We start from the raw sequence: 21018 nt of genomic DNA, 5'->3' as shown, positions 1-21018 counted from the left end.
TGGCAGAATAGATGTATTATGCAGAAGAATTGATCGAAGAGGTGCGCTCGCGGAATGACATCGTAGATGTGATTTCCGGGTACGTGCGGCTTCAGCGGAAGGGATCCAGCTATTTCGGACTCTGCCCCTTCCACAGTGAGAAGTCCCCGTCCTTTTCGGTGTCGCCGGGCAAGCAGATGTATTATTGCTTCGGCTGCGGCGCAGGCGGCAATGTCTTTACATTTTTAATGGAATATGAAAATTATACCTTTCCCGAGGCAGTGAAGGCATTGGCTGACCGGAGCGGCGTGGATCTGCCGGAGGTGGAATACTCCGAGGAGGCCAGACTTCAGGCGGACTTAAAGAGCCGGCTTCTGGAGATTCAGAAAAAAGCGGCGAAATACTACTACTATCAGCTCCGGCAGCCCAAGGGCCGGGTGGGGTACGAGTATCTGAAAAATCGGGCGCTTACGGATGAGACCATTCAAAAATTCGGACTGGGCTATTCTGGGCAGCAGACGAAGGAATTGTACCAGTACCTGAAGCATGAGGGGTATTCGGACGCCCTCTTGAAGGAGTCGGGGCTGTTCAGCATGGACGAGCGCAGCGGCGTCTATGACAAGTTCTGGAACCGGGTGATGTTCCCGATTATGGACGCCAATCATCGGGTCATCGGCTTCGGAGGCCGTGTCATGGGCGACGCGAAGCCCAAGTATCTGAACTCGCCGGAGACAAAGATTTTCGATAAGAGCAGGAACCTGTATGGGCTGAATTTTGCCCGCAGCTCCCGGAAAGGAAACCTGATTATCTGTGAAGGCTATATGGATGTGATAGCCCTTCATCAGGCAGGCTTCAGCCAGGCGGTGGCGTCCTTGGGAACGGCGCTGACCACCCAGCAGGCGATTCTCATGAAACGCTACGCCGACGAAGTGCTGGTGACCTACGACAGCGACGAGGCCGGAACCAAAGCGGCTCTCCGGGCGATCCCGATTTTGAAGGAAGCGGGACTGACCATGCGGGTCATCAATATGAAGCCCTACAAGGATCCGGATGAATTTATCAAAAATATGGGGCGCGAAGCCTTTCAGCAGCGTATCGACGAGGCTCAGAGCAGCTTCCTCTTTGAGGTGGAGGTGCTGGAGCGTCAGTACAACTTAAAGGATCCGGCCCAGAAGACGGCATTTTTTGATGAAACCTCGAAGAAGCTTTTGGGTTTTTCCGATGAAATCGAGCGTAATAATTATATTGAGGCCATAGCGGCCAAATACGGCACCGGCTACGAGGCCCTGCGGCGGAAAGTTAACCAGCTGGGTCTATCCTTAGGCGGACAGGCTCCGTCGCCGCGCCCCCGGGACGTATCGTCCGCTAAAAAAGAAAAGGACGAGGGAACGGCGGCGTCCCAGAAGCTATTGCTTACCTGGATGATTTCCGATGAGCAGTATTCCCGGGTTATAAGGCGTTACATCCGTCCGGAAGATTTCAGCGTGCCACTGTACGCTGAGATTGCGCGGATGCTGTATGAGCAGCAGGATCAACAGGGGAAATTAAACCCCGCCGGAATTTTAAGCCGTTTTGAAAACGCGGAGGAGCAGCGGGAGGCCGCAGCTGTATTCAACGCCCAGTTAAAGCAGGTGGAGACCAGAGAGGAGAATGAAAAAGCCCTGCAGGAGACCATTTACAAAATCCGGCAGGAAGCATTGAACCGCAGAGGAAAAGAGCTTGCGCCCACCGATATGGCGGGACTGCAAAAGCTTATACAGGAGCGGCGGGAGCTTCAGAAACTGCATATTTCACTGGATTAAGGATAAAATACTAACAAGTTATGGAAGGATGGAACAACATGGAAGAAAACGCAGCAAAGTTTGAGGAGAAATTAAAAGAGCTTCTGGTAATGGCGAAGAAGAAAAAGAATATTCTGGAGTACCAGGAGATCAGCGACTTCTTTGCGGAGTTTGATCTGGATCCGGATCATATGGAGAAAATCCTGGAGTATCTGGAGGCCAATAATATCGATGTGCTTCGGATTACCGGCGATGGGGACGAGCCCGACGACGCCCTGCTTCTGGCAGAGGATGACGACGACATGGACGTGGAGCAGTTAGACCTCTCCATTCCCGACGGCGTCAGCATCGAGGACCCGGTTCGTATGTATCTGAAAGAGATCGGCAAGGTTCCCCTTCTGAGCGCAGACGAGGAGATTGAACTGGCAAAGCGTATGGAAGAAGGCGACGAGGATGCGAAGAAGCGTCTGGCCGAGGCCAATCTTCGACTGGTAGTCAGCATAGCGAAGCGCTACGTGGGCCGCGGTATGCTCTTCCTGGATCTGATTCAGGAAGGAAACTTAGGACTTATCAAGGCGGTAGAGAAGTTCGATTACCGAAAAGGATATAAATTCAGTACCTATGCTACCTGGTGGATTCGTCAGGCTATCACAAGAGCCATTGCCGATCAGGCACGGACCATCCGTATTCCGGTGCATATGGTGGAGACCATCAACAAGCTGATCCGCGTGTCCCGTCAGCTGCTGCAGGAGCTGGGACGTGAACCTACTCCGGAGGAGATCGCGGCAGAGATGAAGCTGCCGGTGGAGCGTGTGCGTGAAATTCTGAAGATTTCCCAGGAGCCGGTTTCCTTGGAGACGCCTATCGGTGAGGAGGAGGACAGCCATCTGGGCGATTTCATTCAGGACGACAATGTACCGGTCCCGGCGGACGCTGCGGCATTTACCCTGCTGAAAGAGCAGTTGGTAGAGGTTTTAAGCACCTTGACAGACCGGGAGCAGAAGGTTCTGCGCCTGCGTTTCGGTCTTGATGATGGGCGTGCCCGGACACTGGAAGAAGTTGGAAAGGAATTTAACGTAACCCGTGAGCGAATCCGTCAGATTGAGGCGAAAGCACTTCGGAAGCTGCGTCATCCGAGCCGCAGCCGGAAGCTCAAGGATTACCTGGACTAGGAAAATGAATATTTCAAGACGACTGAACCGACTGGCAGAGCTGGTCACAGAGGGCAGCCGGCTGGCAGATGTGGGAACAGATCACGGATATGTTCCCCTTTGTCTTTGCAGGGAGAAAAAGATCCCGTCGGCGATAGCCATGGACATCAATGAGGGGCCTCTTAAGCGGGCAAAAAGCCATATCGCTGATGCCGGACTGGAGAATTACATAGAGACGCGGCTGTCTGACGGACTGCATGAGTTAAAAGGCGGCGAGGCGGACACGGTGCTTATCGCCGGCATGGGCGGCGTGTTGATGGTGCGGATTCTGACGGAAGGAACCCGGGCGCTTATGGGTGTGCGGGAGCTGGTGCTGCAGCCCCAGTCGGAAATTGACGAGGTGCGGCGGTGGCTGTGTACCCACGGCTGGCATATCATGAAGGAAGATATTTTGCTGGATGAGGGGAAATATTATCCCATGTTCAAGGCCGTACCGGGTGAGACGGAAGGCTATACGGAGGCGGAGTACCGCTTCGGAAAGCTGGGACTCCAGGAATCTCCGGAGGTGCTGGCGGATTTCCTGGAGAAGAGGCTTGAGGTAAACCGGCAGATAGAGGCTGGGCTTCCGAAGAATGATGACGGACGGATTGCGGCGCGGAGAGCGGAAGTGGCGGCGGAAATCGGGCTGCTGACAGAAGTGCTGAGCTGTATAACAAGCTGGCGATAAATACAAAAATTTACAATGTACAGTAACAAAACAGGAGCGTATAGAGAATGAGATGTCAGGATATTCTGGATAAAATCGAGGCGCGGTATCCGCGCAAATATGCCTGTGACTGGGACAATGTGGGCCTTCTGGCTGGAAGCCGGGAGCGGGAAGTGGATACAGTCTACATTGCCCTGGACGCTACGGACGAGATGGTGGACGCGGCCTCCGAGTGCGGCGCGCAGCTGCTGCTGACCCATCACCCGATGATTTTCGGCGGCCTGAAATCTGTGACCACCGACGATTATGTGGGCGAACGGCTGATTCGCCTGATTCGAAACGACATTTCCTATTATGCCATGCATACCAATTATGATGTGATGGGAATGGCGGAGCTGGCGGCGGATATGCTGGATCTGAAGGATAGAAAGGTACTGGAGGAAGTGCTGGACGGCGAAGGCATCGGCCGTGTGGGCGATCTGCCTCGGAGTATGACCCTGGAGGAGTGTGCCAATTTTGTCAAGGAGCGCTTCGGGCTTCCCAATGTGAAGATTTTCGGAGAGCTGGAGAAGCAGGTGCAGCGGGCAGCCATCTGTCCGGGATCCGGAAAGAGTGAGGCGAAGCCGGCGCTCTCTATGGGAGCGGAAGTGTATATCACCGGCGATATCGATCATCACACCGGCATCGATATGGCGGACTGCGGTATGGCGATCATTGACGCAGGACATTACGGAGTGGAGCATATCTATATCGCGGATATGGAGCATTTTTTGAAGGAAAACTGCCCGGAGCTTCGCGTATATACTGCGCCGGTGAAGCAGCCCTTTCAGGTGCTGTAAAAGATACTCGAAAAATGGAAGTTTCATGGCTGCTGTATCAGAACATGCAGCTGCCAATGTAAAATATGGAGGTGCGGCATATGAAAATGGTAAAGGTAAGTCTGAACGGAAAAACATATGAATATCCGGAAGGAACCCGATATCTGGAAATCGCGGCGGATATGCAAAAGGATTATTCCCACGATATCGTGCTGGTGTCAGTCAATAAGCGTCTGCGGGAGCTGAACAAGAAGCTGTACGAGGATGCGGAGCTTGCATTTTACACCACGGCGGATATGGTGGGGGCCCAGTCTTACCGACGCAGCCTGACGATGCTGCTGATGAAAGCTATCTACCGGGTGGCGGGCCACGATCATGTGACACGGGCCCAGGTACATTATTCCCTGAGCAACGGTTATTACTGTACTGTGGAGGGCGACGTGCAGGTCGACGGCACGTTCCTTGCGGCGGTGAAGGCGCAGATGCAGGAATATGTGGCGCGTAAGACTCCTATCGAGAAGAAAAATGTGGGTACGGACAAGGCGCTTCGCATCTTTCATAACCATCGGATGTACGATAAGGAAAAGCTGTTCCGCTACCGCCGGGCTTCTCGGGTAAATATCTACAATATCGGTGAATTTGAGGATTATTACTATGGCTATATGGTGCCGGATACAGGGTATCTCAAGTATTTTGAGCTGTATCCTTACGATGAAGGCTTTGTACTTCAGTTCCCGACTGCCGCAGAGCCGGAAAAGATTCCGCCCTTCGCACCCCAGCATAAGGTATTTCAGGTAATGAAGGAATCTGCAAAATGGGGCGATCTGCTGGGTATTTCCACTGTCGGCGATCTGAACGACTGTATCGCCCGGGGTGGCCTGCATCAGCTGATTATGACTCAGGAGGCCCTGCAGGAACGGAAAATTGCGGAGATTGCAAGCCGGATTGCGGCAGATCGCAGTCGAAAGTTTATCATGATCGCGGGACCTTCTTCCTCGGGCAAGACGACATTTTCCAGAAGACTGTCCATCCAGCTGGCGGCGGCAGGTTTGAAGCCGCACCCTATTTCCGTTGACAATTATTTCGTAGAGCGGGAAATGACGCCCCGGGATGAAAATGGAGACTATAACTTCGAATGCCTGGAGGCCATGGATATCGAGCTGTTTAACCGGCAGATGTGCGAGCTTCTGGAGGGCAAAACCGTGGAACTGCCGTACTTCAATTTCAAGACCGGAAAGAAGGAGTATAACGGCGACTATATGACTATGGGAGAGGATGACATTCTGGTGATAGAGGGCATTCACTGTCTGAACGACAAGCTGTCCCACAGTCTGCCCCGGGAGAGTAAGTTTAAGATCTACATCAGCGCTCTGACACAGCTGAATGTAGATGAGCACAACCGGATCCCGACTACCGATGGCAGACTCATCCGCCGTATGGTCCGCGACGCGCGGACACGCGGAGCTAGCGCAGCCCGCACCATTTCCATGTGGCCTTCGGTCCGCAGAGGCGAGGAGGAGAATATCTTCCCCTACCAGGAGGAGGCGGATGTGGTATTTAATTCCGCATTGATTTATGAACTTTCGGTTCTGAAGCAGTATGCGGAGCCGCTGCTTTTCGGCATCGACCGGGAAGCACCGGAGTATCTGGAGGCCAAGCGGCTTTTGAAGTTCCTGGATTATTTCCTGGGAGTAGACAGTACGAATATTCCGGATAACTCGCTGGTGCGGGAGTTTATTGGGGGCGGGTGCTTCCGGTTATAAGGGAAAAACCGTTTGGTTGAAGACGGACGGTTGAAAAAGGAGCTTTCCACGCTCGGGCGCAATTAGGCCCTCCTTAGGAAAGCTCCTTTTTCAACCTGTTTTTCGGTGCAATGCACAAAAATTTTCGGTTCATTTTGTACAATCCACCAATTGACACTCACTCCTCCCCATGCTACTATAATGCCGTCATGTGAATACGTATTCACAAACATAAACACTGGTTTTTACAAGTATTACAACATAGAAGAAAACCATATCGACAGGAGAGATAATCCATGATTACAATGACCGAAATCGCCCGCCTCACCGGCGTGTCGCAGCCTACCGTATCCCGGGTGCTGAACGGCAACACTTCCGTGAAACCGGAGGTGCGGGAAAAAGTGCTGGCTTGCGCCAGAGAACATAATTTTCAACCCAATGCCATGGCCCGGGGGCTGGTGGGCAGCGGAACCAAGCTCATCGGCGTGGTGCTGACCGATATCTCCAACTCCTTTTTCGCGGATTTGGAGAAATACATGGAGCAGGCGGCGAGAAAAAAGGGCTACAGTCTGATTCTGTTTAACTCGGATTACGATCGGGAGAAGGAAAAACACTGTCTGGACGTTATGCGGCGCTACCGGGTGGACGGCCTGATTATCGTGCCGGTGGCAGAGCATGACGCCGCGTTCCGGGAAGACATCAAAGCCCTGGATATCCCGGCTGTGGCTATTACCCGGGAGACTGACCAGATGGACTGTGTCTACATTGAGCATGCAGAGGCAGGCGCACAGGTGGCGGAGCATCTGAAAAGCGTTGGCTGTGAACACTATATCTTTGTGGGAACGACTGAGGATAAAAAGTATCTGGGCTTCGCAGAGAAGATGAAGGAAACGGATCTGCATTTTGAGCAGAAGCTGACCCTGATAGAGACAAAAAATTCACGGGAAATTCAAGGCATTTTGAAAGCTCATTTTGATACACATCCGGGAAAAACCGGTATCTTTGCTTATAATGACCGCCGTGCCGTACAGGTTCACGGCATTTTGCAGAAGCTTGGTATCTCGATGCCGGAGCGTGCAGCCCTAGTGGGGTTCGATAACACCTATACCTGCGAGTACCTGTACCCGGCCCTGTCCAGCGTTTCCCAGCCAAACCGGGAGATGGCGGAAGAGGCCGTAAACATCCTGATAAAGAATATCGGGCAGCCGGAAGGCAGGGAGCTCGTCGCTCATCCCATGGGGGCACGGCTCATCGTCCGGGAAAGCTCAGAGATTTCAGAAAAGGAGAGAACGAAATGAACGCACTGCATCGCACTTGGGAAAAACTGATTTCTCAGACCCTCACGGAAGCGGAACAGATGCCGAAACGCTGGCGCCCGGGCTTTCATATCGCCCCGCCGGTGGGATGGCTCAACGATCCGAACGGACTCTGTCAGTACAAGGGCGTCTACCATGCCTTTTACCAGTATTCTCCATTTGAGGAAAAGGGCGGCCTGAAATTCTGGGCTCACTGCACCAGCACGGACCTGCTGCACTGGAAGCTGGAGAACATTCCCCTTTCCCCAGATCAGCCCTATGATTGCCACGGCGTATACTCCGGATCTGCAGTCATCGAGGATGACCACATGTACCTCTATTACACGGGAAATGTGAAAGAACTGGGCGATTACGACTACATCAACCAGGGTCGCCAGGCTAACACAGTCCGGGCCGTGAGTCTGGATGGGATCCATTTTGACCGGAAAGAACTGCTTTTGACTAACGCCGATTATCCCATGGACCTGACCTGCCATGTACGGGATCCCAAGGTCTGGAAGAAAAATGGCCACTGGTACATGGTACAGGGCGCACGCACCAAAGAGGATCAGGGCGTGGTACTCCTCTTTACGTCCGGCGACGGCGTCAAATGGTTCTGCACCCACCGCCTCAAGTCTCCGAAGCCCTTCGGATTCATGTGGGAATGCCCGGATTTGTACGAGGTGGACGGACACACAGTCTTAAGTATCTCACCCCAGGGCGTAGAAGCGGACGGTTTGAAATACAACAACGTCTATCAGAGTGTCACCACCTTCCTGGATGGCGATTTCCGCACCACTTCGGTGAGCGGTGAATTCCGGGAGCTGGACGGCGGCTTTGATTTCTACGCGCCCCAGACCTTCGAGACTGAGGACGGACGGCGCATCGAAATCGGCTGGATGGGCATGGCGGATGTGGATGCGTTCTACACGAATCGCACGGTGGAGGATGGCTGGCAGCATGTACTGACCCTGCCAAGAGAACTGTCTGTGAAGGACGGCGTGCTCTGCCAGAGTCCCATCCGGGAGCTGGATGCTTATTGGACAGCGGAGCAGTCCTTTGAAAATGATTTTGCAGGCATGATGGGAAAGGCATTTGAAATCGAGCTTTCGAATGAAAATGAACTGGAAGAAAATGTAAAAATTACACTGGCGGAGTATCTTTGGCTGACATGGAACAGCACAGAACAGATTTTCCGCATGGAATTTAAAGACAAGCTATTGGGATCAGGCCGTACAATGCGCGGACGTAAAATGACGAGACTGACAGATATGAGAGTGATTGTGGACGCCTCCTGTGTGGAAGTGTTCTTAAACGGCGGCAAGGATGTATTTTCCACCCGGTTCTATCCGGACGGGGAAGAAATAGAAGTCACAGTGAGCGCGCCGGGAGCAAAAGGCCGGCTGCGGATGTAAATCATAAGGGAGGTAACCATGGATTACAGAAAGACAGCGGAAGCAATCTATGAGAAAGTAGGAAAGAGAGAAAATCTGGTGTCAGTGGCGCATTGCTCCACGAGACTCCGGCTGGTACTGGCGGATGATAAGAAATGCGACGCAAAGGCAGTGGAAGACATTGACGGCGTCAAGGGCGTATTCAGCGCGTCCGGACAGCTGCAGGTCATCTTAGGAACGGGCGTTGTCAATAAGGTTTACGACGAGTTTCTTGCCATTTCCGGCATGACCGGTGTGAGCAAGGAGGAGGCCAAGGAAGCGGCGGCTCAGAAGCAGCCCTTCTACAAGCAGGCCATCAAGACTCTGGGCGACATTTTTGTTCCGATTATTCCGGCTATCGTGGCCAGCGGTTTTCTGATGGGAATCATGGAAGCATTGAATTTTATGGTAAATAATGGGTTCCTGAATCTGGACACCTCAGGCTCCCTGTTTGTGCTGGCGAATTTATTTGCCAACACGGCGTATACCTTCCTGCCCATTCTGATTGCGTACAGCGCGGCCAAGGTATTCGGCGGAAATCCCTATCTGGGCGCAGTCATCGGTATGATGATGATTCATCCGAATCTGCAGAACGCCTGGACGGTAGCGACCGAGGGCGTGAAACAGACTCTTCCGGTCTGGTTTGGCCTTTACAGAGTAGACCTGGTGGGCTATCAGGGACATGTCATTCCGGTTATCATCGCGGTATTTGTCATGTGCCAGATTGAAAAGCGTTTGCACAAGGTTGTTCCGGCCATGTTTGACCTGTTTGTGACGCCGCTGGTCAGCGTCTTTGTCACAGGTTACCTGACCTTTTCCATCATCGGTCCTATCTTTGTAACTGTGGAAAACGGTATCCTGAATGGGGTACAGCAGCTTCTGACCCTGCCCTTCGGTATCGGAAGCTTTATCATGGGCGGTCTGTATTCCACTACGGTAGTGGCGGGCGTCCATCATATGTATACGCTGATTGATGTGGGTCAGCTTGGCCTTTATGGAAAAACCTACTGGCTTCCGCTGGCGTCCGCAGCGAATATCGCCCAGGGCGCAGCAGCCCTGGCGGTAGCGCTGAAAACCAGAAATCAGAAGACGAAATCCATGGCAGTCCCCTCCGCCATGTCCTGCTTCATGGGAATCACCGAGCCGGCTATCTTTGGCGTAAACCTGCGGTTCTTCAAGCCCTTTATCTGCGGAGCGGCAGGTGGCGCCTGCGGAGCCCTCTATGCTTCCGTCGTGGGTCTGGGCGCAACCGGAACCGGCGTCACCGGTATCTTCGGCCTGCTGCTCTGCCTGAATGATCCGCTGAATTATATTGTGATGTTCCTTATTTCCGCAGGCTCAGCCTTTGCGTTGACCTGGGTGTTCGGGTACAAGGATCCGGTGGAGACAAAGGCTGCTCCGGCAGAGAAAGTCCCTGTGGTAAGTGAGTCTCCGGCAACGGAAAAGGAAGGTTCCCGAGGCGGCGCGGTATACGCTCCGGTCACTGGCGAGGCTATTTCCTATACGGAGATCGCGGATCCGACCTTTGCATCCGGCGTTCTGGGCAAGGGCGCAGGTATCCGTCCGGAGAAGGGCGAGATCCAGGCTCCCTTTGACGGAACCGTTACTATGGTTTTTGATACGAAGCATGCCATCGGACTGGAAAGCGCGGACGGCACGGAGCTTCTGATTCATGTGGGGATCAATACGGTAGAATTAAAGGGAAGATATTTTACTTCCTTATGCGAAGCTGGTGCAAAGGTGAAACAGGGCGATAAGCTTCTGGAATTCGATATAGAGGCCATCAGGACAGCCGGCTACGACGCCACTGTAGCGGTTCTGGCGTCTGCCCCGGAAAATGTGAAGGACATAAAGACCGGGCACGTGGAGGCCGGAGAGAAGATATTTGAGACCTGCGGGAACTAAATAGAGCTAAATGCGGCTTCTTTTACCGGAAATCAGGAAAAGGAGCCGCATTTTTGTGTAGAATTTTATTTTAATAAATGTGCTTCCATACGCCGAATATAGGGTTCCAGCGTGTAGCGATCTACGAGAGCAGTCGTAGTGCCCTGTCGAGTGGTACTTAAGCCTGCGGCGTAAGTGGCGATTTTGGCTGCAGAGATCAGATCGTAATCATAAAGCAGGTAGGATACCAGTGTGGAAATAAAAGCATCTCCGGCACCGGAACTGTCTACGGAAATAACATCAATAGCCGGGAGTGAGCAAGAAAATTCCCGGGAACGGATGTAGCAGCCTTGGGAACCAAGAGTTACGATAACTGTTTGGATGCCCTTAGATAAAAGAAAACTGGTTTTTTCTTCCATACTGTCTGAACCAGGACAGATTTCATTTAATTCATCTAGATTTGGTACCAGTATATCAATAAGTTTTAAAAGCTTGGTTGGAAGAAAAGTGCAGGCGCTAGGTTTCAGGACGGTGGTAAGTCCATGCTTTTTTGCAAGTTCAGCAGCTTTAATTTCCACGATCGCGTTTCTGAAAAATCCGGGCTGGGTACAGTCTACGCGTGTCCCGTCGCCGATTCTTGGTGATGACTGCCGTTGGGTAAAGGATCGGGAGATGACTAGCCGTCACGAGATCCGTGTGGCCAATTACTGTCAGAGAGATCTGATTTTCGGAGATCTGGTGGCATATCTGAATCATGATTGAATATAAAAAAGAAAGATTTTGATTTATTTGGAAATTCCTTGTCAAATCTGTCGCATTATAGTATTATGACTTTATGACATTGCATATTCTGGAAATGGCGCTGTCTCGGAAAAGGAGAATTTATGGCGTTGACAAAAGAAGATGCAGTTATGATATCCCAACTGTTCAGCGAGCAATTGGAAAAGCAGTTGGAGAAGCAATTGGAAAAGCATTTGGCCCCTATCCATGAACAGCTACAGGGTATTCATATGCGTTTGGACAGACTGGAAGAGTGCGTAACAAGGCTAGAGGAACGCGTAACGAGGTTGGAAGAACGCGTAACGAAGTTGGAAGAATGTATGACAGCCCTGGAGGAGCGTGTAACGAAGCTGGAAGAACGCATGACAGCCCTGGAGGAACGCGTAACGAAGCTGGAAGAACGTATGACAGCAATGGAAGAGCGCATGACGGTAATGGAAGAGCGCATGACGGTAATGGAAGAGCGCATGACAGCAATGGAAGGCCGTATGACAGCAATGGAAGGCCGTATGACAGTAATGGAAGGTCGCATGACGGCTGTAGAAGACCGCATGACTATCAACGAGGGACATATGCTGAAAGTAGAACTCCTGCTGGAGAACGATATGCTGCCGAGACTTCAGAATATCGAAGCCTGCTATACCTCTACATATCGGAGGTATCAGTTTCGGACCGAACAGATCGACACCATGCAGGAAGATGTAAATGTTTTAAAAAAAGTAGTTCAGGAGCACAGCGAGATGTTATTGAGACTGGCCTGAATGCAGGATCGTGCAATGTCTGATTGCACAAAAGAGAAAAACGCCGTAGGCTTTGCCTGCGGCGTTCATACGTTACCGGTTCTGCTGGGCCAGCTCCTTCAGCTCCTGGAAGAGCTCCAGATCCTCTCTGCTGATTTTTAGATTGGAACAGAAGGTTCTGCCGTCCGGCTCCGTGACCTTGAATTCCAGAATCGTCCCTTCGTGAATCCCGTTTTGCATGACAGAATTCAGAAAAAGCGGAAACTTAGGGTGCGCGGACTGGAAACGGTCCCAGGCGGATTTCATTTTCAAAAGCTGCATTGGATTCATAGATAATTCTCCCTGTAAAAGTATGATATCTCATTGTAGTATAAAAAGGAAAAAGAAACAAGTCTTGAACAGCGTTCATTATTTTTTTCACGGATCACAGACTTTTTACAAAAAAAGACTGGACGAATTCACCATTATGTGCGAAAATATAACCAAATGCGACAAAGCGGGACTTAAGCCACCCCGGGTCGCTATTAATCCATTCTGAAAGGAGTTTTAAAATGATTTATTCACATGAAGTCGAGATGATGTGTCCGGTAGCACAGGGCGTACACCATGGCGCCGCTCCGATTCCGGAAGAAGCAAAATGGGTACAGGCGAAGGAAGTTAAAGATATTTCCGGCTTTACACACGGCATTGGCTGGTGTGCACCGCAGCAGGGAGCATGTAAGCTGACCCTGAACGTAAAGGAAGGCGTTATCCAGGAGGCACTGGTGGAGACCATCGGATGTTCCGGTATGACTCATTCCGCAGCTATGGCGTCCGAGATTCTGCCGGGCCTGACTGTACTTGAGGCTCTGAACACAGACCTTGTATGTGATGCTATCAATACCGCTATGCGTGAGCTGTTCCTGCAGATCGTATACGGACGTTCTCAGTCCGCATTCTCAGAGGATGGACTTGCAGTAGGCGCAGGCCTGGAGGACCTTGGAAAGGGACTTCGTTCTCAGGTTGGTACCATGTACGGCACTCTGAAGAAGGGACCGCGTTACCTGGAGATGGCAGAGGGCTATGTAACAGGCATCGCTCTGGATGCAGAAGACCAGATTATCGGATACCAGTTCGTTTCTCTTGGCAAGATGACAGACTTTATCAAGAAGGGTGATGACCCGAACACTGCATGGGAAAAGGCGAAGGGTCAGTATGGCCGTGTAGCAGATGCGGTTAAGATCATTGACCCGCGTAAAGAGTAATCGAGGAGGTAGATGAAAAATGGCATTGTTTGAATCATATGAAAGACGTATTGATAAGATTAACGCTGTTCTGAACAGCTATGGCATCGCTTCCATCGAGGAAGCAGAGAAGATCACAAAGGATGCTGGTCTGGATGTATACAATCAGATCAAGGGCATTCAGCCGATCTGTTTCGAGAACGCTTGCTGGGCATACATCGTAGGCGCAGCTATCGCAATCAAGAAGGACTGCCGCAAGGCAGCAGACGCTGCAGCAGCTATCGGAGAGGGCCTTCAGGCTTTCTGTATTCCGGGTTCTGTAGCTGATACACGTAAGGTAGGTCTGGGACATGGTAACCTGGGCAAGATGCTTCTGGAAGAGGAGACCGAGTGCTTCGCATTCCTGGCAGGCCATGAGTCCTTCGCAGCAGCAGAGGGCGCTATCGGTATCGCAGAGAAGGCAAACAAGGTTCGTCAGAAGCCGCTGCGCGTTATCCTGAACGGCCTTGGAAAGGACGCTGCTCAGATCATCGCAAGAATCAACGGATTTACATACGTTGAGACGGAGTACGATCCGTACACCAACGAGGTTAAGGAAGTATTCCGCAAGGCTTACTCCGAGGGACTTCGCGCAAAGGTTAACTGCTACGGCGCAAACAGCGTTCCGGAAGGCGTAGCGATCATGTGGAAGGAGAACGTAGACGTATCCATCACAGGTAACTCTACCAACCCGACCCGTTTCCAGCATCCGGTAGCAGGTACTTATAAGAAGGAGCGCCTGGAGGCAGGAAAGAAGTACTTCTCCGTAGCATCCGGCGGCGGTACAGGACGTACCCTTCACCCGGACAACATGGCAGCAGGACCTGCTTCCTACGGTATGACCGATACACTTGGACGTATGCACTCTGACGCTCAGTTTGCAGGTTCCTCTTCTGTACCGGCTCACGTAGAGATGATGGGTCTCATCGGTGCCGGTAACAATCCGATGGTTGGTATGACTGTTGCAGTTGCAGTAGCGATTGAGGAAGCAGCAGACGCTGGCAAGTTCTAAGGAATATAGTATTTATGCGGGTTACAGGAATTGTAGGAAAGTGTGAAAAAGCCGAAAATAGAGTAGGTAACTAACACGAAACTAACAGGTAACTAACACGCGTAACTAACAAACAGGGGACACACTTTAGACGGTGCGCCCCCTGTTTTTCTATTCTATGATTTTCTCTATTTCCCGGCGCAGTTCTTCAATTACCCGGTGCGTATATGTCTTTTCTGTTACGTCGTTAATGGCATGTCCCACAATCATTTTTAATATATAGTCGTCCATTTGATAATACTTACCCTTCGTTATGAAGGTGTGGCGGGTATCATGCGGCTTATGGTTCTGGTTTACCCGCTTCATAACTTTCTTGAATCTGCCCCGGTACTTATCGTAGGTTAAGTAAGTGCCTTGCTGCCCGTTTTCATCATTAAACAGGTATTCACTACCCATAGCCAGGGCTTTTTTATAATTTGCTTCCACCAGGGAGAAAATAAGCGGGTGTATCGGTACTACCCTGTCTATCCCGGCTTCTGTCTTAAGACCGCCTGTAAAGGTACGGGCTTCTAAGTCAACGTTTGCAAGTTTCAATATCGCCAGTTCTTGCGGTCGCCAGCCGGAGTAAATACCGATTAAGACCATATCCGTAAAAGGGAAGTCTATATTATCCCACAGGTTTTTTATTTCTTCCTGGGAAAATGGTATACGTTCTATAGTCGGCTTAGGCTTCTTCACGCCGTCACACAGGGCGGCGTAGTCTTTGTCTACTATTTCATGCTTCATAGCATAGCGGTACATAAGGTTAAAAAGGCTTTTCATGCGCGCCTTAGTGCTATCGCCTACGGTAGCGTCCTTTATGGTCTGTTCTAAGTGGTTTACCCTTATATCACGCATACGCATAGAATAGATAGGCTTGCAGTATTTGTAAGCAGCTATCACGGTGCGGGCGCTGGACTTACTCTTAAGGGTGGGGAAGTATTCGGCAGACCATTTATTATAAACTTCTTCAAAAGTGATATTGTGTACGTCAATATCGTAAGGATTTTCGTTATAGTTCGCCAGCGCGTCCAGGGCTTCCGACTTTGTAGGGAAGTAACCTATAGGGCGCTGTACCTGTTTTGCCGTTCCTTTTTCTTCGTCCAGAATCCAGCCGAAAGTTTTAGCAGCTACCCAGGGGTTACGGCGGTTGCCGGATAGCTTATATACAGAGCCGTAGCCGTTCGGCAGCTTAGAGCCGCCGCCTTTCTTCTTCGATTGCTTCTTAGGCTTCGGCGGGGTGTTAATGGGATAGCCACAGCCAGGGCAGCAGGCGGCAGCGCTGCTAATTTCCCTGTTACATTCCGGGCATTTAATAAGCATATAATCACAGCCTTTCTAAAAAAGGGTATAAAAAATAAGCCCCTTTCTAAATCGTTAGGCTTATGGTATAATCGTATGTGCGTTGAGATTATCTATAAGCCCTTGTTTATAGGTATCGCGTGAGCCGTTCCGGGTGGCAGCCTGGGACGGCTTTTTAATTATTTTTTGAAAAGCTTTGATAAAAAGCCGGCTTTCTTTACTGGTTTATTATCAATAGGGTTTGCTTCGGGTTCTGGTATGTAATCGGGATTTTTGAAAGTAACCGTAACCGAACAGCCGTAGGGAGTACCGTAGTATATATCTAAGTAAGGTACTTCGTGTATATAATCATAATTTTCTAATAGAAAAGGTAAATCTTGTCTGGAAATATGCCCTAATGTATCTTGCGATATTCCAACGTCAACCCGTATAGCGTCTTCGTTCTCAAATTTATATTTGACAAGGTTTACAGTTAAATTCCCCCTTTTATAATCATATCCATTAGAACCACGAAAAAGCTTTATATCTTCTAATAATTTCTGTCTGTTTGTTCCGTCTTCGTTATCAAAAGTGACCCCAACAAGGCGGAAAGTCTGGTTAAAATATTCATCTTTTGTATTCATAATGAACCGTCCTACTCATTTAGTACCATGAATCTATCACGCGGAAAGGCTGGTAGATTATGGTAATTATTAAGTTATGGGAAATCCGTACAGCTAAAGGCTTAAAGCTGGAAGCTGTAGCAGCCGTAACAGGTGTAAGTAAATCCACGCTTAACAATATTGAAAACGGGAAGACTTCACCTACACTGGCTAACCTGGAAAAGATAGCCAAGGGGTTAGGCTGCCGCATTAGCGACTTGTACGAATCAGAATATAAGTAAGTATACCATAGTAAAACCTTTGAAGCCCTGGCAGTAAAAATATTTCCAAGATTCTGGAAATGTTTTTAAAATATAAGACAAGCCGGGAAAAATCTTTTATAATGGGTAGCACTAAGGAAGGGGGCTTAACTATAATGCGTGAGAAGCTACACAACCTTATAGATACTATCCAGGAAGAAAGATTGTTAAGGAAGATATACTTTTATATCCTGGGGTTGAAGGGTGGACGTAAATAGCGTCTACCCTTCTTTCATTTCTGCAATGATTTTCTTAAGCACGTTCCATTCTTCATCCGTAAGCTTACAAAGAGCCTTAAGCAGATTCTTTTTAAACTTATCTTCGCTGCCGGATATGCGACCTATGTACATATCTAATTCTTCGTCTTCGGACATAGGGTTAAACATATCGCCGCTTCCAGTCCTAAGCCAATTTTCATTAACATTGTGTCGGGTAACAATAGAAAGTATCATCCTGTCTGACAGAGAGTTAACGCCGCTTTCAATACGGCTAATAGCAGCCTTTGTAACGCCGACAGTTTCGCCAAAAGCTTCCTGGCTTAAGCCTAAATAGTTTCGTAATTGTCTTAATCGTTCGTTCATTGAAAAGCCCCCTTTCTTAATAGTAATTATAAGATAGCACAAAAAGTAAACTTAATCAACAAAAATATTAAAAAGGTGTTGACAAGGTATATGTAATTTACTATACTGTAAATGTAATCAACACAGAGGTAAACGAAAGGAAGGTAAAGGACAATGCAGCCGGACACTATTAAACGAGCATTACATAGCTTCATTGATAAAATGGACTATCAATTACAGAGAAAAGTATATTTTTACATTTTAGGACTGAAACAGGGAAAGTAAAGGAGAGTGCAGAAGATGAGAAATTTTACAGAAACCAGAGAAAAGGCAATTAAAAGAACCAGACAGCTTGTATGCTATTTTGCAGAATTTATGTTAGAGGAAGAAGAAAAGGGAGCGAAACAGCGCGCAGAGTTTGAGAAAGCAAAAGCAGAGGGCAAACCGGTAATTATGGTAAGCTGTGCGGAAAATAATATTAGATGTATGCACAACTGCATGAAGGCGGCAAGCGAAGTAGTGAAATTCCTTAGCGACAAAGAAAACGAAGTAGAGGAATGGCAGTTAGCGGCAATCAATGCAATGTATGAAACCTGTAACACTATGGAAGAAGGACATGTAACTATACCTTTCGACCTTCCGTATGCAATTAAGGGGCTGCTTTTACAGTGGGACGAAAAGGAAAGCACAGTCGGAATAATGATGGAAGCTATGGGGATGAAGTAATAAAGTACCAGGGCGGCAGCAGCCGCCCGGCAAGTGCCGTTAGTTCAGTGGTTAGAGCGACCGCCTCATAAGCGGTAAGTCGTGGGTTCAAATCCCACACGGCGCATTAGTGGCAAGGGTGGCTACCTTGCAGCAGAGGAAGCAAGCTAATAGCTGATACTGCATACTGTGAAAAAATAGCAGCGGTTACGCCAGCTATAGAGCGTATGGAAGGCTAACAGGTTTTTAAGCAGCTTTTTTAATGAGAAAAAGCGCCTACACGGTAAAACAAGCCGGGAAGGAGCGTGGGAAAATGCCGCCAGACAGAAAAGAAGCCGCCGAAAGACTTCGGCAGCTTGCAAATAGTAATTTTGAAAATGAAATTGCAGTAAGCGTAAACTATGACATTTGCTTATCAAAGACAGACACAAGCTTATTGACAGTAAATAAGTAGCTGCTGCATTTCTGCTTTGTTTCCTGGTCTACTTCAAGTTCGCCCTGGTTGATAAGCTGGACGGCTTGAAGGGAAGCCAGGATAACGCGAAACTCATTAGGCGCTATGTTGGTATCGTGCTTAAGAAGCTTTTCGCCAGCAGAACAACAGCACTGATAGTTAATAGCTGCCTGGGCTTCTGTTTCTTCGATACCCAGGGACGGAAGGATAGTAAGGGCAAAAGTGATAGCTTCTATATCAGAATTGCTAAAAGAATATGAAATGTGTTTCATGGTAAACCCCCTTAAGTTTTTTGATAATTATACCACGAAAAAGAACAAAGAAAAAGCGTAATGCAGCCTACCAACGGTAGCCAGTCCTAAGCCTGGGTAAATGCAGAAGGGACAGAAAGGAAGGCAGAAGATGTTAGAACTTGTACCAATATCACTAAAAGAAGCTAACGCTTATGTAGAACGGTATCACAGACACCATAAGCCAGTAGTAGGGCATAAGTTTAGTATAGCGGCAGCAGTTGACGGGGAAATAGTCGGGGTAGCGATTGTAGGTAGACCCGTTTCGAGATACTTAGACGACGGCTGGACGCTGGAGGTAAATAGACTTTGCACAAACGGATATAGAAACGCTTGCAGTTTTCTTTATTCGGCAGCATGGCGGGCGGCAAGAAACTTAGGATATAAGAAACTGATTACATATATTTTAGAATCCGAAAGTGGTACAAGCCTAAAGGCTGCTGGCTGGAAGTGTGTAGGAAAAGCGGGTGGGGAACGCTGGACGGGAAAAAGAAGACCAGAAGTAGACCTTTACCCGGCACAGTTTAAATTAAGATTTGAAGTAGAAAGCGGGGGATAATTTGAGGGATAACAACATAAAGCCAGCGGAAGCAGCGGACATTTTAGGAGTATCGCCGCAGTTTGTCCGGGTGGCTATGCAGCAAGGGAAGCTAAACATAGGAATAGCTATACAGCTTCCGGGTTCTTCTTCCTGGGCGTATCAGATAAGCGAAAAGCTTTTAGCTGATTACACCGGAAAAGACATTAAGGCAGAAATAGCGGCATTGAGAAGCAAAAGATAAAAGGCTGTGGCAGCAGTCGTAAAAGTCCTTGTTTAGAGGTATCAAAGTTTGAGCGTGAAAGTTTTTATTATTCTGGTAACAGTGGCAGCGGGCGCTATTTTACTGGCGGCAACAGTAATAGCCTGTAAGGTTTTAAGCCTGGTATTAAAGGGCGTGAAGAAAGGAAGGGAGCGCATAAGACGGATAACAAAGAAGCAGACCGTAGAATAGCTATTAGCAAATTCTATAGAGTGTACAGGCAAGCGCAGAGGGTTAGTAACTTGCGTATGCACAGCCGCTTTAGCTTATACGACGACGGCTTAATAGAAATATGGGAATACCGGGGAGAACAGAAAACCCGTAGTATTTGCAAAATCAAAGAGGAAAGCGAAACGGAATGTTATAAGCGGGCGACGGAAGCGGTAGAAAATTACATAAAAAGTAGGAGTGAAAAACAGTGAAGAAATTTGTAGTAGAAGTAGAAACATTAGGCAGAAGGCAGACCCGGTTAGTTCCGGCGCGAAATGAGAACGAAGCCCGTAGGAACTGCACTACGGCAGAATCTAAGGTTATTTCATGTGTACCGTATACCGGGCAGAAGGTAGGCTTAAGCAGCCAGGAAGAAACGATAGAACGATTATTCCGGGGCTGCCTGGCAGCGAACAGAAGGAAGAAAGGGGGCTGTTAATATGACAGCGGCAGCGGTTGAGAACATGGAACACAAAAAGGCAAGAGCCGAAGAAGCTAACTTACTTCTTGAAGGACTGGACGAAGTAACACAGAAGGCGCTTTATATCGCCACCAAAATGGTATTAGCAAAAAGAGACACAGAAGAAGGGACGAAGAAAAGTTGATATTAAAGAGAATTGCCAGCAAGGGGAATAAGAAGGCGCGGAACTGCCTTAAGTGCAACAGCCGCTTGCTGAATCTGAAAGACAATGTAGTTAACACCTGTGAGGTATGCGGGCAGCAGCACTTAGTAGATTTTTACACAAACAATACGATAGTGCTTACGGCAGCGGAGCGACCGGAACTTAGGAAGCGACCGGGAACACCGAAACCGGAGCAACCAAAGCGGGAGCAGAACCAGGAAGCTTTTAATAAGCGCCTGGCAAAATTTAGAGAAAAGTGGAAGGAGTACTAAAGATGTTTTTAAAGATTTTCTTAGCAGCAATTACCGTATGTTCTCTTTTGGGATGTCTGGGAGCAAACCGTAGAGATAATAAGCGTATAGCAGCAGTTGTAGCAATAGTAGCCCTTATTCTGTTCACAGTGGCAACACTGGCGGAAAGCAGCATAAAGGCAAAAGAAGCCCAGGCGGCAGCAGTAAAGAAGGAAGCGACGATTACCGGGAAGGGCGACGCATGGGGAACGATTACCATTAAGGACGACACCGGAGAAACCAGGGAATATTACTGGAAAGAGAAGGAAAAGGAGTAGGAGA

The 21018-nt window shown here is 49.1% G+C and carries 27 protein-coding genes and 1 tRNA gene; 22 read left to right on the top strand and 6 right to left on the bottom strand.

The window, feature by feature from the left end; genetic code table 11:
• The first annotated feature begins 11 nt into the window (after positions 1-11).
• The 8 genes from dnaG to ACESZP_RS01965 all read left to right on the top strand — a co-directional run bounded on the left by dnaG (position 12) and on the right by ACESZP_RS01965 (position 10810).
• Positions 12-1781: a DNA primase gene (gene dnaG / locus ACESZP_RS02000; protein WP_499707876.1), complete on the top strand. Its 1770-nt coding sequence runs from the start codon at positions 12-14 to the stop codon at positions 1779-1781.
• A gap of 38 nt (positions 1782-1819) precedes the next feature.
• Positions 1820-2932 carry an RNA polymerase sigma factor RpoD gene (gene rpoD / locus ACESZP_RS01995; RefSeq protein ID WP_178040185.1) on the top strand — a complete coding sequence of 371 codons (1113 nt, stop codon included), beginning with the start codon at positions 1820-1822 and terminating at the stop codon, positions 2930-2932.
• A 4-nt stretch (positions 2933-2936) separates the two neighbouring features.
• Positions 2937-3638 carry a tRNA (adenine(22)-N(1))-methyltransferase gene (locus ACESZP_RS01990; RefSeq protein ID WP_499707874.1) on the top strand — a complete coding sequence of 234 codons (702 nt, stop codon included), beginning with the start codon at positions 2937-2939 and terminating at the stop codon, positions 3636-3638.
• A 47-nt stretch (positions 3639-3685) separates the two neighbouring features.
• Positions 3686-4456 carry a Nif3-like dinuclear metal center hexameric protein gene (locus ACESZP_RS01985; protein ID WP_499707873.1) on the top strand — a complete coding sequence of 257 codons (771 nt, stop codon included), beginning with the start codon at positions 3686-3688 and terminating at the stop codon, positions 4454-4456.
• An 80-nt stretch (positions 4457-4536) separates the two neighbouring features.
• Complete coding sequence (locus ACESZP_RS01980; RefSeq protein WP_499707871.1) at positions 4537-6198, top strand: uridine kinase family protein; 1662 nt, start codon at positions 4537-4539, stop codon at positions 6196-6198.
• Positions 6199-6473: 275 nt separating this feature from the next.
• Positions 6474-7475, top strand: a complete 1002-nt coding sequence (locus tag ACESZP_RS01975) for a LacI family DNA-binding transcriptional regulator (RefSeq protein WP_499707870.1) — start codon at positions 6474-6476, stop codon at positions 7473-7475.
• The gene (locus ACESZP_RS01970; protein ID WP_499707869.1) at positions 7472-8887 is read left to right on the top strand and encodes a glycoside hydrolase family 32 protein; all 1416 of its coding nucleotides are present in this window, start codon (positions 7472-7474) and stop codon (positions 8885-8887) included. The genes ACESZP_RS01975 and ACESZP_RS01970 overlap by 4 nt, the downstream gene beginning before the upstream one ends.
• Positions 8888-8905: 18 nt before the next feature.
• A complete protein-coding gene (locus ACESZP_RS01965) occupies positions 8906-10810 on the top strand; it encodes a PTS sucrose transporter subunit IIABC (RefSeq protein WP_499707867.1) in 1905 nt (634 codons plus the stop codon).
• Positions 10811-10875: 65 nt separating this feature from the next.
• Here the strand turns inward: ACESZP_RS01965 and ACESZP_RS01960 are convergent, their stop codons facing one another.
• Positions 10876-11367 (bottom strand): PfkB family carbohydrate kinase, encoded by a 492-nt coding sequence (locus tag ACESZP_RS01960; RefSeq protein WP_499707866.1) that lies wholly within the window; start codon positions 11365-11367, stop codon positions 10876-10878.
• Between ACESZP_RS01960 and ACESZP_RS01955 the strand changes: the two genes are divergently transcribed.
• The gene (locus tag ACESZP_RS01955; protein WP_499707926.1) at positions 11321-11551 is read left to right on the top strand and encodes a hypothetical protein; all 231 of its coding nucleotides are present in this window, start codon (positions 11321-11323) and stop codon (positions 11549-11551) included. The genes ACESZP_RS01960 and ACESZP_RS01955 overlap by 47 nt on opposite strands.
• Positions 11552-11673: 122 nt before the next feature.
• A complete protein-coding gene (locus ACESZP_RS01950; protein WP_499707865.1) occupies positions 11674-12330 on the top strand; it encodes a hypothetical protein in 657 nt (218 codons plus the stop codon).
• Positions 12331-12402: 72 nt separating this feature from the next.
• Here ACESZP_RS01950 and ACESZP_RS01945 read toward each other — a convergent pair whose 3' ends face one another.
• Positions 12403-12639, bottom strand: coding sequence for a hypothetical protein (locus tag ACESZP_RS01945; RefSeq protein ID WP_178039657.1), 237 nt, complete (start codon positions 12637-12639; stop codon positions 12403-12405).
• Between the two features lie 221 nt (positions 12640-12860).
• Here ACESZP_RS01945 and ACESZP_RS01940 point away from each other — a divergent pair, with 221 nt between their 5' ends.
• A complete protein-coding gene (locus tag ACESZP_RS01940) occupies positions 12861-13553 on the top strand; it encodes an iron-sulfur cluster assembly scaffold protein (RefSeq protein ID WP_158364323.1) in 693 nt (230 codons plus the stop codon).
• A gap of 19 nt (positions 13554-13572) precedes the next feature.
• Complete coding sequence (locus tag ACESZP_RS01935; protein WP_499707863.1) at positions 13573-14583, top strand: GGGtGRT protein; 1011 nt, start codon at positions 13573-13575, stop codon at positions 14581-14583.
• 150 nt (positions 14584-14733) lie between these two features.
• Here the strand turns inward: ACESZP_RS01935 and ACESZP_RS01930 are convergent, their stop codons facing one another.
• Both ACESZP_RS01930 and ACESZP_RS01925 read right to left on the bottom strand, forming a co-directional pair.
• Positions 14734-15924, bottom strand: a complete 1191-nt coding sequence (locus ACESZP_RS01930; protein ID WP_195389184.1) for a site-specific integrase — start codon at positions 15922-15924, stop codon at positions 14734-14736.
• Between the two features lie 158 nt (positions 15925-16082).
• A complete protein-coding gene (locus ACESZP_RS01925; RefSeq protein ID WP_118702548.1) occupies positions 16083-16526 on the bottom strand; it encodes a hypothetical protein in 444 nt (147 codons plus the stop codon).
• Positions 16527-16585: 59 nt separating this feature from the next.
• On the opposite strand from ACESZP_RS01925, the gene ACESZP_RS01920 reads away from it, so the two are divergent.
• Positions 16586-16786, top strand: a complete 201-nt coding sequence (locus ACESZP_RS01920) for a helix-turn-helix domain-containing protein (RefSeq protein WP_118510271.1) — start codon at positions 16586-16588, stop codon at positions 16784-16786.
• Positions 16787-17025: 239 nt separating this feature from the next.
• On the opposite strand, the gene ACESZP_RS01915 is transcribed toward ACESZP_RS01920, so the two are convergent.
• On the bottom strand, positions 17026-17385 hold the full coding sequence (locus ACESZP_RS01915; RefSeq protein WP_118510273.1) for a helix-turn-helix domain-containing protein: 360 nt from the start codon (positions 17383-17385) through the stop codon (positions 17026-17028).
• A 279-nt stretch (positions 17386-17664) separates the two neighbouring features.
• Between ACESZP_RS01915 and ACESZP_RS01910 the strand changes: the two genes are divergently transcribed.
• Together ACESZP_RS01910 and ACESZP_RS01905 are read left to right on the top strand one after the other, a co-directional pair.
• Positions 17665-18090, top strand: a complete 426-nt coding sequence (locus ACESZP_RS01910) for a hypothetical protein (protein WP_499707861.1) — start codon at positions 17665-17667, stop codon at positions 18088-18090.
• A 33-nt stretch (positions 18091-18123) separates the two neighbouring features.
• Positions 18124-18196: transfer RNA gene (locus ACESZP_RS01905), tRNA-Ile, on the top strand.
• Positions 18197-18468: 272 nt separating this feature from the next.
• On the opposite strand, the gene ACESZP_RS01900 is transcribed toward ACESZP_RS01905, so the two are convergent.
• Positions 18469-18795: a hypothetical protein gene (locus ACESZP_RS01900; protein WP_118702545.1), complete on the bottom strand. Its 327-nt coding sequence runs from the start codon at positions 18793-18795 to the stop codon at positions 18469-18471.
• 130 nt (positions 18796-18925) lie between these two features.
• Here ACESZP_RS01900 and ACESZP_RS01895 point away from each other — a divergent pair, with 130 nt between their 5' ends.
• The 7 genes from ACESZP_RS01895 to ACESZP_RS01865 all read left to right on the top strand — a co-directional run bounded on the left by ACESZP_RS01895 (position 18926) and on the right by ACESZP_RS01865 (position 21014).
• Positions 18926-19372, top strand: a complete 447-nt coding sequence (locus ACESZP_RS01895) for an XF1762 family protein (protein ID WP_154314711.1) — start codon at positions 18926-18928, stop codon at positions 19370-19372.
• A 1-nt stretch (position 19373) separates the two neighbouring features.
• Positions 19374-19595, top strand: a complete 222-nt coding sequence (locus ACESZP_RS01890) for a MerR family transcriptional regulator (protein ID WP_118510283.1) — start codon at positions 19374-19376, stop codon at positions 19593-19595.
• A 48-nt stretch (positions 19596-19643) separates the two neighbouring features.
• Positions 19644-19805, top strand: coding sequence for a hypothetical protein (locus ACESZP_RS01885; RefSeq protein WP_181974192.1), 162 nt, complete (start codon positions 19644-19646; stop codon positions 19803-19805).
• A 226-nt stretch (positions 19806-20031) separates the two neighbouring features.
• Entirely contained in the window at positions 20032-20262 is a 231-nt protein-coding gene (locus ACESZP_RS01880) for a hypothetical protein (protein WP_118510285.1), read from the top strand.
• A gap of 1 nt (position 20263) precedes the next feature.
• Entirely contained in the window at positions 20264-20428 is a 165-nt protein-coding gene (locus ACESZP_RS01875) for a hypothetical protein (RefSeq protein ID WP_249397695.1), read from the top strand.
• Positions 20425-20718 carry a hypothetical protein gene (locus tag ACESZP_RS01870; RefSeq protein ID WP_154314715.1) on the top strand — a complete coding sequence of 98 codons (294 nt, stop codon included), beginning with the start codon at positions 20425-20427 and terminating at the stop codon, positions 20716-20718. The genes ACESZP_RS01875 and ACESZP_RS01870 overlap by 4 nt, the downstream gene beginning before the upstream one ends.
• Before the next feature lie 2 nt (positions 20719-20720).
• Positions 20721-21014 carry a hypothetical protein gene (locus ACESZP_RS01865; protein WP_195389813.1) on the top strand — a complete coding sequence of 98 codons (294 nt, stop codon included), beginning with the start codon at positions 20721-20723 and terminating at the stop codon, positions 21012-21014.
• Positions 21015-21018: the final 4 nt, after the last annotated feature.

Origin of the sequence: Candidatus Dorea massiliensis AP6 (assembly GCF_964245105.1) — a bacterium.
GTDB classification, from domain to species: domain Bacteria; phylum Bacillota; class Clostridia; order Lachnospirales; family Lachnospiraceae; genus Laedolimicola; species Laedolimicola intestinihominis.
Note: the sequence above shows the minus strand (reverse complement) of the source record. Positions and strands in the feature narration are given on the sequence as shown.

Excerpts from the sequence above, each read along its gene's own strand:
- dnaG (WP_499707876.1), top strand. The coding sequence starts at position 12 with ATGTATTATGCAGAAGAATTGATCGAAGAGGTGCGCTCGCGGAATGAC.
- rpoD (WP_178040185.1), top strand. The coding sequence starts at position 1,820 with ATGGAAGAAAACGCAGCAAAGTTTGAGGAGAAATTAAAAGAGCTTCTG.
- ACESZP_RS01990 (WP_499707874.1), top strand. The coding sequence starts at position 2,937 with ATGAATATTTCAAGACGACTGAACCGACTGGCAGAGCTGGTCACAGAG.
- ACESZP_RS01985 (WP_499707873.1), top strand. The coding sequence starts at position 3,686 with ATGAGATGTCAGGATATTCTGGATAAAATCGAGGCGCGGTATCCGCGC.
- ACESZP_RS01980 (WP_499707871.1), top strand. The coding sequence starts at position 4,537 with ATGAAAATGGTAAAGGTAAGTCTGAACGGAAAAACATATGAATATCCG.
- ACESZP_RS01975 (WP_499707870.1), top strand. The coding sequence starts at position 6,474 with ATGATTACAATGACCGAAATCGCCCGCCTCACCGGCGTGTCGCAGCCT.
- ACESZP_RS01970 (WP_499707869.1), top strand. The coding sequence starts at position 7,472 with ATGAACGCACTGCATCGCACTTGGGAAAAACTGATTTCTCAGACCCTC.
- ACESZP_RS01965 (WP_499707867.1), top strand. The coding sequence starts at position 8,906 with ATGGATTACAGAAAGACAGCGGAAGCAATCTATGAGAAAGTAGGAAAG.
- ACESZP_RS01950 (WP_499707865.1), top strand. The coding sequence starts at position 11,674 with ATGGCGTTGACAAAAGAAGATGCAGTTATGATATCCCAACTGTTCAGC.
- ACESZP_RS01945 (WP_178039657.1), bottom strand. The coding sequence starts at position 12,639 with ATGAATCCAATGCAGCTTTTGAAAATGAAATCCGCCTGGGACCGTTTC.
- ACESZP_RS01940 (WP_158364323.1), top strand. The coding sequence starts at position 12,861 with ATGATTTATTCACATGAAGTCGAGATGATGTGTCCGGTAGCACAGGGC.
- ACESZP_RS01935 (WP_499707863.1), top strand. The coding sequence starts at position 13,573 with ATGGCATTGTTTGAATCATATGAAAGACGTATTGATAAGATTAACGCT.
- ACESZP_RS01930 (WP_195389184.1), bottom strand. The coding sequence starts at position 15,924 with ATGCTTATTAAATGCCCGGAATGTAACAGGGAAATTAGCAGCGCTGCC.
- ACESZP_RS01925 (WP_118702548.1), bottom strand. The coding sequence starts at position 16,526 with ATGAATACAAAAGATGAATATTTTAACCAGACTTTCCGCCTTGTTGGG.
- ACESZP_RS01920 (WP_118510271.1), top strand. The coding sequence starts at position 16,586 with ATGGTAATTATTAAGTTATGGGAAATCCGTACAGCTAAAGGCTTAAAG.
- ACESZP_RS01915 (WP_118510273.1), bottom strand. The coding sequence starts at position 17,385 with ATGAACGAACGATTAAGACAATTACGAAACTATTTAGGCTTAAGCCAG.
- ACESZP_RS01910 (WP_499707861.1), top strand. The coding sequence starts at position 17,665 with ATGAGAAATTTTACAGAAACCAGAGAAAAGGCAATTAAAAGAACCAGA.
- ACESZP_RS01900 (WP_118702545.1), bottom strand. The coding sequence starts at position 18,795 with ATGAAACACATTTCATATTCTTTTAGCAATTCTGATATAGAAGCTATC.
- ACESZP_RS01895 (WP_154314711.1), top strand. The coding sequence starts at position 18,926 with ATGTTAGAACTTGTACCAATATCACTAAAAGAAGCTAACGCTTATGTA.
- ACESZP_RS01875 (WP_249397695.1), top strand. The coding sequence starts at position 20,264 with ATGACAGCGGCAGCGGTTGAGAACATGGAACACAAAAAGGCAAGAGCC.
- ACESZP_RS01865 (WP_195389813.1), top strand. The coding sequence starts at position 20,721 with ATGTTTTTAAAGATTTTCTTAGCAGCAATTACCGTATGTTCTCTTTTG.